General features: G+C 73.8%; 6 protein-coding genes. 5 read left to right on the top strand and 1 reads right to left on the bottom strand.

The annotated features are described in order from the left end of the window. The first annotated feature begins 1 nt into the window (after position 1). From WMF33_RS35005 to WMF33_RS34985, 5 genes are all read left to right on the top strand, one after another. A complete protein-coding gene (locus WMF33_RS35005) occupies positions 2–1909 on the top strand; it encodes a vWA domain-containing protein (protein WP_437332692.1) in 1908 nt (635 codons plus the stop codon). Further along, complete coding sequence (locus tag WMF33_RS35000; protein ID WP_437332691.1) at positions 1906–4728, top strand: VWA domain-containing protein; 2823 nt, start codon at positions 1906–1908, stop codon at positions 4726–4728. The genes WMF33_RS35005 and WMF33_RS35000 overlap by 4 nt, the downstream gene beginning before the upstream one ends. A gap of 225 nt (positions 4729–4953) precedes the next feature. After that, complete coding sequence (locus tag WMF33_RS34995) at positions 4954–5895, top strand: homocysteine S-methyltransferase family protein (protein ID WP_437332690.1); 942 nt, start codon at positions 4954–4956, stop codon at positions 5893–5895. 72 nt (positions 5896–5967) lie between these two features. Then, the gene (locus WMF33_RS34990; protein ID WP_437332689.1) at positions 5968–7299 is read left to right on the top strand and encodes a glutamate--cysteine ligase; all 1332 of its coding nucleotides are present in this window, start codon (positions 5968–5970) and stop codon (positions 7297–7299) included. Positions 7300–7362: 63 nt separating this feature from the next. Continuing rightward, complete coding sequence (locus tag WMF33_RS34985) at positions 7363–8676, top strand: hemolysin family protein (protein WP_437332688.1); 1314 nt, start codon at positions 7363–7365, stop codon at positions 8674–8676. Positions 8677–10424: 1748 nt separating this feature from the next. Here WMF33_RS34985 and WMF33_RS34980 read toward each other — a convergent pair. Then, positions 10425–12341, bottom strand: a complete 1917-nt coding sequence (locus WMF33_RS34980) for a HEAT repeat domain-containing protein (RefSeq protein WP_437332687.1) — start codon at positions 12339–12341, stop codon at positions 10425–10427. Between the last annotated feature and the right edge of the window lie 78 nt (positions 12342–12419).

The following is a 12419-nucleotide window of genomic DNA, read 5'->3' as shown; positions in this document are numbered from 1 at the left end:
GATGCTGCACTTCACCGGCGTCCCGCTCGCGACCCTGCTCCAGATAGGCGCCCTCGCCGGGGCGGTGGTCGTCGTCTTCTACATCCTCAAGCTGCGCCGGCGGCCGGTCGCGGTCCCGTTCTCGAAGATCTGGGAGCGCGTCCTCCGGGACAAAGAGGCGACGAGCCTGTTCTCGCAGCTGAAGCGGCTGCTCTCGCTGCTCTTGCAGCTCGCGCTCCTCGCGCTGCTCCTGCTCGCGCTCGGGGATCCCCGCCCGCAAGCGAACCTCGTCGAGGGGCGCAACATCGTCGTCCTCATCGACGCGAGCGCGAGCATGCAGGCCGTCGACGTCGCGCCGTCGCGCCTCGAGCTCGCGAAGGAAGAGGTCAGGAAGATGGTCCGCGGCCTGTCCGGCAGCGACCGCATGCTGCTGGCCCAGATGGACGCGGCCGTCACGCCGCTGTCCACGCTCACCGGCGAGATCTCCGACCTGGAGGCCGCCCTCGCGGCGGTGAAGCCGACCGACGCCACCGCCGACTTCGCGCGCGCGCTCCGCTTCGCCGGCGACACCCTGAGCGGGCTCCCGTCGCCGGAGGTCATCGTCGTGAGCGACGGCGCGCTGGGCGAGCCGGCCGACGCCGGCGGGCCGGTGCGCCTCGGCGACGTCAAGCTGTCGTTCCTGCCCGTCGGCAAGGGGGCGCGGAACGCCGCCATCACCGAGTTCTCGGTGCGGCGCTACCCGCTCGACAAGAGCCGCTACGAGGTGATGCTCGAGGTCACGAACACGAGCGACGAGCCGCTCGACCTCGAGCTGTCGCTGCTCGGCGACGGCCAGCTCACGGACCTGACGCGCCTCCGGCTCAAGCCCAAGGAGAAGCTGCCCCGCTTCTACCCGAACCTCTCCGGCGCGTCGAAGACGCTCGAGGCGAAGCTCGCGCTGGCCGACGGCGGCTCGGACGATCTCCCGGCGGACGACCGCGCCTACGCGCTGCTCCCCGAGCGGCGCCGCGCGCGCATCCAGGTCGTCTCCGCGGGGAACATGTTCCTCGAGGCGGCGCTGCTCCTCGACGAGTACCTCGACGTGACGTTCGTCGAGCCGCAGCGCTACCCGGCGGCGTCCTCGTTCGACGTGACCATCTTCGACGGCGTGGCGCCGACCGTCGCGCCGGGCAGCGGGAGCCTGCTCTACCTGAACCCGACCGGGACCAACCTCCCGTTCGAGGTGAGCAAGGAGATCCTCGACGACGATCCGAACTACGGCCTGGGCTTCGACGAGCTCGACGCGAAGCACCCGCTCCTGCGCTACACGGCGCTCAGCGACGTGAACATCGCGCGCGCCCACGTGCTGAAGGGCAACAAGGAGGACAGGGTCGTCGGCCGGAGCCACAGGGGCCCGCTGCTCATCGAGGGGCGGCGCGGCGGCGTGAAGTTCGTCGCGCTCGGCTTCGACGTCCGCGAGAGCGATTTCCCCCTCCGCATCGCCTGGCCGCTCTTCCTGCTCAACGCGATCAACAACTTCGTCGAGGAGGACACGAGCTACATCTCCTCGTTCCGCACGGGCGCCGTCTGGCACATCCCGGCGTCCTCGTCCGCGGAGTCGGCCAGCCTGGAGCTGCCCGACGGGACGAAGCGGGCGGTCCCGATCCAGGACGGGCGCGCCGTGTTCCTCGGGCAGCACGCCGGCTTCTACACGCTGCGCGTCGGCGCCCCCGGCGCGGAGGAGGTGAGCATGTTCGCCGCGAACCTCTCCGCGCCCGAGGAGAGCGCGATCGCCCCCGCCGCCGAGCTCAAGGTCGACGGGCGCGGCGCGGGCGCCGTGGGCGAGTTCAAGATCGGCGTTCGCCGCGAGCTCTGGGTCTACCTGCTCGCGGCGGTGCTCCTCGTGACCGCGATCGAGTGGTTCACGTACCACAGGAGGGTGACGGTGTGAGCGCGTTCACTGGCCGCAAGTTCCGCGTCGTCGCGTGGGCCATCACCTGCGCCGCCCTCGGTGGGATCCTGTTCTGGGCGTACCGGAAGTACGTCCTGCTGCATCCGGATCCGACGCTCACGTGGGTGCGCGAGGGGGTGAAGTACGAGCTCCTCAACCCGAAGATGCTCGGCGCGCTCTTGCTCGCGCCCTGGTTCGTCGGCGTCCTCGCGGGCTCGCTCGCCGATCTTCCTCTGCCGCAGCGCGTGCTGTCCGTGCTGCTGCGGATCGCCTTCGTCGCGCTGATCGCGCTCGGGCTGTCGCGGCTCGCGAGGACGGCGACCACGGAGAAGGTCGCCACCATCTACCTCATCGATGTCTCGGAGTCCGTCACCGACGAGTCGCTCGACGACGCGCGCGCGGCGCTCGACAAGGCGTTCGCCGAGAAGCCGGAGGACGGCGTCATCAAGGTGATCACGTTCGCGCGGCGGCCGCGGCTCGTCGAGCGCGCCGCCGGCGAGGCGGCCGGCGGCGACGCGGAGCGGCGCGCGCCGGCCATCGGCCGCCACCTCGACGAGAAAGGGCAGCGCGGCGACCTCGGCGCGGGCTCGAACCTCCAGGCCGCGCTCCAGCTCGCCTACGGGCTGTACCCGCCCGGCTACCTGAAGCGCGCCGTGCTGATGTCGGACGGCGTCCAGACAGACGGCGACCTCCTCGCCGAGGCCAACCGGGCGCGCGACTTCGGGGTGCGGCTGTTCTCCATCCCGTACCGGCGACCCGCGCCGCCCGAGGTCGCGGTGCGCGAGCTCAGGATGCCGGACCGGGTCAAGGTCGGCGAGACGTTCGAGATCCACGCCGACATCTACGCGAGCCGCGCCACCAAGGCCCGCGCGCGGCTGTTCCAGGGGGAGGCGCTGAACGGCCTCGAGGGCATCCGGGATCTCGAGCTCAAGGCGGGGCCGAACGACGTCGTGTTCAAGAGCGTCGTGCGCATCGCGGGGCAGGTGACCTACGCGCTCGAGCTCGATCAGATCGCGGACGACAAGTTCAAGGAGAACAACCGGTACGCGACCACCATCGACGTGCCCGGGCGCCCGTCGGTGCTCTACATCGAGGGGACGCCGCAGCACGCCGGCCCGCTCTCGAGCGCGCTCACCGCGCAGCAGCTCGACGTCGACGTCAGGCCGCCGGCCGGCTTCCCCGGCTCCCTCAAGGAGATGGAGCGCTACGACTTCCTGATCGTGTCCGACACCCCGAAGGAAGCGCTCAGCCTGCAGGGGCAGGAGATCATCGAGAGCTACGTGCGCGATCTCGGCGGGGGGTTCCTCTTCGCCGGCGGCGAGTCGGGGTACGGCCTCGGCGGCTGGTACCGCACCACCATCGAGCGGATCCTGCCGGTGCGGATGGACAACGAGCGGAAGAAGGACATGCCGAGCGTCGCGATGGCGCTCGTCATGGATCGATCGGGGTCGATGACCGGGCTGCCCCTCGAGATGGCCAAGGCCGCGGCGAAGGCGACCGCGGGGGTCCTGTCGTCGGACGACCTGATCGAGGTCATCGCGTTCGACTCGGCGCCGACCCGGTACGTGAAGATGCAGCCCGCGCGCAACCGCTCGCGCATCGCCGGCGAGATCGCGCGCATCCAGCCGGGCGGCGGGACCGAGATCTTCGCCGCGCTCGACGCCGCCTACCAGGACATGACCGTGACGCAGGCGCGCAAGAAGCACGTCATCCTCCTCACCGACGGCAAGGCGTCCACGGGCGGCATCCGGGACCTCGTGTCCGCGATGATCGCCGAGTCGATCACCGTGACCACGGTGGGGCTGGGGAACGATCTCGACGAGCAGCTGCTCAAGATGATCGCCGACGTGGGCGGCGGGCGCTTCCACGCGGTCCCGGACCCGAACAACCTGCCGCGGATCTTCACCAAGGAGACCGAGATGGTGGCGCGCGCGGCCGCCGTCGAGGAGTGGTTCCCGGTCACGCAGGTCGGCGACGCGGCGTTCCTCCGCGGCATCGACGTCCGCACCGCGCCGAACCTGCACGGCTACGTCTCGACCAAGCTGAAGCCGCCGCCCGCCCAGGAGCTGCTCACGAGCGACACCGAGGAGCCGATCCTCGCGCGCTGGCGGGTCGGCCTCGGGTGGACGCTGGCCTGGACGAGCGACGTCAAGGCGCGCTGGGCCGTGGAGTGGCTCCGGTGGCCGGGCTTCGAGAAGTTCTGGGGGCAGCTCATCCACGAGCACATGCGCCAGAAGCACCGGCGCGAGCTCGACATGAAGGCCGAGATCGTGGACGGAGAGCTGCGCGCGTCCGTGGACGCGTTCGGGGCGGACGACCGGTTCGAGAACAACCTGACCTCCCGCCTCAGCATCATCGGGCCCGAGCCGGGCGGGGCGACGCGGGTGGTCGACATGCGTCAGACCGCGCCGGGCCGGTACGAGACGGCGCTCGCGCTGGATCGGTACGGCTCCTTCCTGCTGCGAGCGGAGCACCTGCGCGAGGCCGAGGACGGCTCGCTCCGGCCCCTCGCCGTCAGCTACGGCCACGTCTCGAACCCGTACCCTCGCGAGTACGCGAGCTTCGAGCCCGAGCTCGCGACCCTCGAGAAGGCCGCGACGTCGACCGGCGGCGCGGTCGATCCGACCGGCGTGGCGGCCATCTTCGACCCGGCCGGGGAGAAGGTGACCTTCCACGAGGAGCTCTGGCAACGGTTCATCTACGCCGCGATGGTCGTCTTCCTGCTCGACCTGTTCGTCCGGCGGGTGCGGCTCTTCGACCGGAAGTTCGTCGCGCGCCGCGGGCGCGGGGTAGGAGGCCGGAGCCTCCCCGCCGTATGACGGCCCGCGGCACAGCCGAGCCCTGCATGAGCGCCGATCCCGCGATCCGCCCAGGCGTCGCGCCCAGCGCCGGCGAGCGAGCGTCAGGTTGTCCCCGACTCCGCTGCATGAATCGCTGTGCCCCAGACCGCTGGTCCGCACCATTTCGCGACGCGAAGGGGCTGTCTTGGGCTAGTTTCCCCTTATAGACCGGTGGTAGAGGAGCCCTGGAAAGCAGCGAAGGACGTGAACGCGCTCGAGGCCTCCACCTCTCGGCCTCCGGTAGGTCGTCCGCTCATCATCAGCGGAGATCCGCTCGCCTCGCTCCGCGGCCGCGGGGCCTCGGTCTCGTCCACCACCGCCCTCGGCCGGCTGCTCCGCGAGTCGCCTCGGACGATCGCGGAGCTGCACGAGCAGGAGATCGCGCTGGGGATCGACGTGGTCCGGGCCCTCACGTCCGCGACGACGACGCGCGCGCTGGCGCCCATCGGCATGGCGTTCCGCGCCGCCGCGCTCACCGGGACCGCGGTCGAGCTCGCCACGGAGGCGGCGGGCGCGGCCGCGCGTCGCGTGGCGGTGGCCGGTATCCTGGGCCACACTGCCGCCGCGCCCATGGCCGACCGGATTGCGGAAGATTACGCGGTCCATGCGGCCAGGCTGGCGGCCGCCGGCTGCGAGATCCTCGTCGCGTGCGGCTTCGATCCCGTCCAGGCGGCGTGCGTCTCCCCCGCGGTCGCGCGGCTCGCGCGCCGCGCGGCGGTGGTCAGCGCCAGCACGACGCAGCTGGCGACGTGGGCGCTCGTGGAGCTCGACGGGGCCGGGCGCACCGCCGACGGAGAGGGGTTCGAGGAGGCCGCCCGGGGGGCGCTCGAGAGCGGCGCGGACGCGCTGCTCTTCGAGGTCCCGTCGGTCGACCTCGGGCTGAGCATTCTCCGGCGCCTCGAGGGCGTCGCCCACGAGGTCCAGGTGGGCGTGCTGCTCGGCGTCGAGCCCGCTACGGCCGACGCGGCCGAGCGCCCGGCGCCCGCCGAGGCCTGCGACGTCTGGGCCGCGTCCGCGGTGCGGCTCATCGAGGCGGGCGCGCGAATGCTGGGGGGAGGGACGGGGACGACGCTGGCGCACCTCGGCGCGCTCGCGAAGATGCTCCGTACGACGCAACGCGCGCCCCTGCTCAGGCGCGCGCTCTAGGCGAGGACGAAACCAACCGGAAACGTGATGATGGCCGACGCAAGCCACGCGAGTGAGTCGAAGTCTCAACCGTTGAAGACGTTCGACGACCTGCTGTTTCCCTTCCACGAGGCCGTGAAGCCCGAGTCGCTCCACCGGATCGGCGCCGAGGCGGAGAAGTTCGGGGTCGACGCCACGACGGGCGCCGCCATCCCGTACGAGGGCGCGCGGAGCGTCCTGTCCGTGCTCCAGGCGCTCGTCGAGCGGCACGGCTGGACGCCCGAGCACGAGACCCCCGGCGGTCCGCTGATCGCGCTCGCCCGGAACGGCGCCTCGGTGACCCTCGAGCCGGGCGGGCAGCTCGAGCTGTCCGGGGCGCCCCTCGAGAGCATCCACCAGATCTGTCTGGAGATGAGCGGGCACCTCGCGGAGCTGCGCGACATCTCCGCCGAGCTCAATTTCGCCTGGCTCGGCATCGGGTTCCACCCGTTCGCGTCGCAGGCCGAGCTCTCCTGGGTGCCCAAGGCGCGCTACGCGATCATGCGGCGCTACCTGCCGACGCGCGGCGCGCACGGCCTCGACATGATGCGCCGCACCGCCACGGTGCAGGCGAACTTCGACTACGCCAGCGAGGAGTCGGCGATGCGCGCGCTCCGCGTGTCGCTCCGGCTCTCCCCGCTGGTGACGGCGATCTTCGCGAACTCCCCGTTCTACGAGGGCGCGCTGTTCGGCGGGCGGAGCTACCGCGCCAAGGTCTGGCTCGACGTCGACCCCGCGCGGCAGGGGCTGCTCCGCAACGTGCTCGAGCGCGGCCGCCGCTTCTCGGACTACGTCGCGTGGGCGGTGGACGCGCCGATGTTCCTCATCAAGCGCGACGGCGAGGTGATCGAGAACACGGGGCAGACGTTCCGCGACTTCCTGGAGCACGGCTTCCAGGGGCACCGGGCCACCCGCGCCGACTGGGAGATGCACCTCAACACGCTGTTCCCGGAGGTCCGGCTCAAGCGGACGATCGAGGTCCGCGGCGCGGACTCGCTGCCGGCCAACCTCGTCTGCGCGCTCCCTGCGCTGTGGACCGGGATCCTGTACGACGCCCGCGCGCTCGACGAGGCCGACGCCCTCTCGGAGAGCTTCAGGTTCGACGAGCTCGAGGCCGTGCGCCCGATGATCGCCGAGCGCGCGCTCCGCGCTACATTCCGCGGCAAGCCGCTCGCGGCGATGGCCGAGCGGCTCCTGTCGATCGCGTCGGGCGGCCTCGAGCGTCGCGCGCGCCTGAACAAGAACGGCAAGGACGAGCGCGCCCACCTCGAACGGCTCAGCGCGCTCGTCGCCAAGGGGCAGTCCCCAGCCGATGCTCTCGTCGATGGACTCAGCAACGACGACCCGGACCTGCGCAGCAAGATCCTCCACCGTGCGAGGATCTGAGCGCGGCTCGCCGCCGAGCAGGCGCGGGGCGAGGGGCGCACCCGGGGGAGGACGAAGGCCGGCATGACGCTCGTCTATCTCCTGGGCACCGCGCTGCTCGTGCTCCTCAACGCGTTCTTCGTCGCCTCCGAGTTCGCCATCGTCAAGATGCGACCGACGCGGCTGGAGCAGCTCGTGCGCGAGGGGGACGCGCGGGCCCAGCTCGCGCTCCAGATGTCGCAGCGGCTCGACGCGTACCTCTCGGCCAACCAGCTGGGCATCACGCTCGCGTCCCTCGGGCTCGGCTGGATCGGCGAGCCGGCGATCGCCCACCTCATCGAGCCGCTGCTCGCGCCGCTCGACGCGTGGTCGGGTGTCGGCGCGCACGCCATCGCCGTGGGCATCTCGTTCATCATCATCACGGCGCTCCACACCGTGATCGGCGAGCTCGCGCCGAAGTCGCTCGCGATCCAGCGGACGGAGAAGGTCACGCTCTGGGCGGCGCGGCCGCTGCACGGCTTCTTCGTCCTGATGTGGCCGGTGATCTGGGCGCTCAACTCGATGGCGAACGGGTTCGTCCGGCTGTTCGGGCTCCGTCCGGCGGGCGAGGAGGAGATCGCGCACACCTCGGAGGAGCTCCGGCTGCTCTTGACCAAGAGCCCCGCGGGGCTCGACCCGGCGCTGCGCAGCATGCTCGTGCGCATCTTCGACCTGCGTCGGCGCACGGCGAGGCACGTGATGTCGCTCCGCACCGACGCGGCGACGCTGCGCGCGAACATGACGATCGAGGAGGCGGTGCGGACCGTGGCGGACGCCGGGTACTCCCGGTATCCGGTGCTCGACGAGCAGGGCAAGAACGTGCTCGGCTACCTGCACCTCCGCGACCTGTTCGACGTCCTGAGCCACCGCCGCCGCGCGACGCGCGTGGCCGAGCTGCTCCGCAAGCCGATCTTCGCGCGCGAGAACACCTCGGTCGAGCGCCTCCGCCTCGAGATGCAGGCGCGCCAGGTGCCGGTGGCGATCATCACCTCGGCGTCGGGCGAGTTCATCGGGCTCGTCACGATGGAGGACCTCATCGAGGAGATCGTCGGCGAGATCCGCGACGAGAACGACGAGGAGGTGCCGCCCATCCACCGCCGCGGCGGCGGCATCGTCGACGTCGACGGCCGCGTGCTGCTCGCGGACCTGGAGCGCGACGCCCATATCGTGCTGCTCCCCGAGGTGAAGACCGTGGAGACCGTCGGCGGGTATATGCTCGGCCGGCTCGAGCACCCGCCGGAGGCCGGCGAGCGCGTCGAGTGCGAGGGGTACACGCTCGTGGCCATGGACGTCGCCGGCCGGCGGGTGCGCCGCGTCCGCATCGTCCCGACCGACGCGGCCGGGGGCGAGCGGTCGTGACGATCGCCGCCCCCGACGCCGCGGATCCGCGCGCCGGCGCCGTCCGTCGGGGGCGCCGCCCGGGAGGGCGGTGCACGCCCGGGCGCGCATCCCGGAGCCGGGTGGTTCGGGGGCGAGCTGCACGCGGATCCAGGTACAAACTTCGGCAGACCGGTACTACGCTGGCTCCGTAAGTGGAAACGCTTGCAACTCGGATCTTGCGCGATGGCCCGCTGAACGAGCTCGATGCCGTCGGCTGGGCCATCCGTCTCGCGAAGAGGATCGAGGCGCTGCACGCCCTCGGCGTCGCGCACGGCGCTATCTCGCCCGAGTGCGTGCTCACGACCGCGGTCGATCGCACCTCGAAGGCCATCCTGGCCGATCTGCGGCAGACGCCGAGCCGCATCGCCTACCAGTCGCCCGAGCGCGTCGCGGGCGGGACGCTCTCGCCCGGCGACGACGTGTGGGCGATCGCGGCGACGCTCTACGAGGTGCTGACCGGGACGAGCGCGTTCGGCGGCGGGAGCGACGCCGAGACGCGGCAGCGGATCGCGAGCTCCTCGCCGGCGCCGCTCGCGGTCTTCGACGTCGGCGACGACGATCTCCAGCGGGTCCTCGACGACGCGTTCCAGCGCGATCGCTCCCTCCGCACGACGAACGCCGCCGCCTTCCGTCGCGCCCTCGAGGAATGGCACCCCGACCCCGCGGTGCGCACGCTGCTCCCGCTCGACGACGAGGACTCGACGAGCGACGAGGACGACGACGAGGTGCGGACGCTGATGCGCGTCGCGCCGCTGAGCTCGAGCCAGCTCGACGCGATCATCGCGCAGCGCGCGGCGGCAGCGGCGGCTGGGCAGCCGCCGCCGCCCCTCCCGCCCGAGCGCCCGCAGCCGCCCGCGGCGTACCACGGCGCGCCGGCGCCGAGGCCGGGCGCCGCACCTGTCCCCCGGGCGCCCGCAGCCGCGCCGGTCGCTCCCGCAGCGCGGGGCCCCGCGCCGGCCGCGCGGGGGCGGCTGCCGGGCATGGGGGCGGTCCCGCTGACCCAGTCGTTCGGCGACGACGGCGAAGGCGAGGAGCACGTGACGCTCATGCGGGAGGGGTCGCTCGACGCCCGCGGAGCGGCTGGGCCGGCCGCGGCGACGCCCCCGCGCCTCGGAGGGACGGCGTCCGTCGCGCACCGCGTGGGCGGCGTCGGGCGGCCCGGAGCGAGCGCGGGGTCGCCGGCCGGAGGCCCTCGCGAGGCGTCGGCGCTCGGGGTGCCCGGCGCGGCGCTGTCCGGGCGCGAGCGTCCGGGCGCGGAGCTCGGCGCGCCGGCCAGGCCGCAGCCTCGGGAGGGCGACATGCCCTTCCTCGGCGATCTCGACGACGACATCCACGACGAGCCCACGCTGGACGCGCCCACGGTCGTCGATGACGACGACGACGAGGACGACGTCCCGACGCGGACGCGGGAGGCGCCCCAGGGCACGTCCGACGCGCCGCTCCAGGTCGCGGCGGCGCCCCTCGGAGCGGCTCCCCCCGGAGCGGCGCTCGCCGATGCGACGGCGAAGGGCCGCCCCGCTGGAGCGCCGCTCGATCGCGCGCCGGGGTCGCCGCTCGCCCCTGCGCCCGCGAGCGCCGACGCCGGTGGGCTCCGCGAGCCGAGCGCCGCTGCCGCCCGTGCGGCGGGCCCGCCGCAGCCAGCGTCGCCGGCCCCGCAGAGAGCCTTCCCCGCGCAGCCGAGCGCCGCGCCGGCGCAGCAGGGCTCAGGCGCGCCGTCGCAGCAGGGCTCAGCCGCGCCGGCGCCGGCGCCCTTCGGCAAGCTCGACGACGCCATGCTCACCGACGCGCCGCCCGACCGCTCGGGGCGGCTCGGGATGATCATCGCGGTGATCGTGGCGCTGCTCCTGGCGGCGGGGGCGATGCTGTTCGCCGCGCAGCTCGGCCTGCTCGGGGCCGCGCCCGGCGCGCCCGGGCCGCGGGAGGTCCAGCCGGTCCCCGCGCCGGCCGTCGCCTCGGCCGCGGCTCGCCTGCGGCCGGGCCGCCGCCTTGTGGAAGCTCTGGATTTGCGCGTCGAAGCCGCCCATGTCCACGCGCTGCAGCGCCTCGGGCCGGAGGCCTGAGCGGCGCGCGGTCGCCTCGGTCCGCTCGGGGAACGGCGAGATCCACACCAGCCTCCCGCCGGGCGCGAGCGCGCGCGCGGCGCCCTCGACGAAGCGCTCGAGCTGGGCCTCGAGATCCCCCGTGCGCTCGACGCGCCGCCCGAGGGGCGGGTTCGTCAGGATCAGCGTGGGGGCGTCGCCCGGGGGCGGCGCGCCGTGCGCGTCGCGCTGGAGGAGCTCCGCGCCGCGCGCGCCCACGGCGTCGAGGTTCTCCCGCGCGACCGCGAGCGCCCGAGGATCGCGATCCGAGCCCACGATCCGCCGGTACGGCCCGAGCAGGGCGCGCTCGCAGAGCTCCAGGCCCGAGCCGACGAACGGATCCCAGACGACGTCGTCGGCGCGCACCCCCGCGATGCGCGCGAGCGCCGCCGCGATCGTCGGGTGCGACGCCGCGGGCACGTCGCCCCGGCGGTACGCGAACCGCGGGTCGGGCAGGCGCGGGGCGAGCTCGACCCGGGCGCGGCCGGCGCCCTCGTAGACGACCACGTCCCACGTGCTCTGGGTCGGATCGTTCACGAGCTCCGGCGCCTCGGCCTCCACCGCCGCCGCGGCGCGGAACACCGCGGCCCGGCGCTTGCCGCCGCCGGCCCAGTCGATGCGGTAGCGGACCGCGCCGTTCGTGAAGCGGCCCAGGATCTCGCGCGACTCCCGCGAGAGCAGCCGCTCGGCGACGGCCGCGGCGAGATCGGCGCCCGGCTCGAGCTTCCGCAGCGGCAGCGGCAGCGCGAACGACAGCATCGTGCGGGCCCCGAACAGCGTGTCGAGGCGGCCGCTCAGCATCACCTCGACGCGCGTGCCGCCGCACGGATCGCTCCGGAGCTCGGGGACGAGCCCCCCGCCCGGAGAATCCCGGTCGAGCGCCGCGAGCTCCTCGGCGAGGATCGCCTCGAGCCCGCGCCGGCAGCGCACCGCCACGCGCGTCGGGCGCTCTGGCGCGCGATCGCCGGCGATCTCCGACGGCTCGCCGCGCGTCAGGGTCCTCCTGGCCAGGAGCTCGGCGCGCGCGCGCACGCCGGCGGTGTCGTCGTCGCCGCCGAGCTCGGCCAGCACGTCGAGCGCGGCGCCGCCGCCGACCTTGCCGAGCGCGTCGATCAGCGCGCGGCGGACGTCGGGCGAGCGCTCGCCGCGCGCCGCCTCGGCGAGCGCCTGCTCGACGAGCGGCCGATCGACGTCCGCCGCGGGCGGCTTGCCGAGCGCCACCGCGGCCATCCGGCGCGTGCGGCGGTCGTCGTCGCGGAGGCGCGCGACCAGGTAGTCGCGCGCCCGCCCGGCGATCTCGGGCTCGAGCGGCGCGGCGGCCATCAGCTTGCCGACGAGCCGGGTGAGCGGCGCGCGCAGCGACGGCGGCGCGGCGGCGGCGCGATCGAGCGCGGCGGGCAGCGCGGCCGCGCCGGCGCGCCGCAGCGCCCGCTCGGCCAGCTCGGCGGGCTCGCCGGCCGCCTCGAGCAGCGCGATCAGGGCGGCGAAGTGGCGGCGCCCCGGGGTGAACCCCGGGTCCGACAGGGCGCGCTGGAGGTCGGGGTCGGGCGTGGCGGGGGAGCTCATGGGGTCTCGGATCTCCACGTTTTCATTGAGGATCTCGCCGTCCGTCGCCGGCCGGGATCCGGGGGGCGCCTGCGCCGC

Source organism: Sorangium sp. So ce394 (assembly GCF_051474665.1).
In the GTDB taxonomy this organism is placed as follows: domain Bacteria; phylum Myxococcota_A; class Polyangia; order Polyangiales; family Polyangiaceae; genus Sorangium; species Sorangium cellulosum_D.
This window is presented reverse-complemented; position numbering and strand designations above follow the sequence as displayed.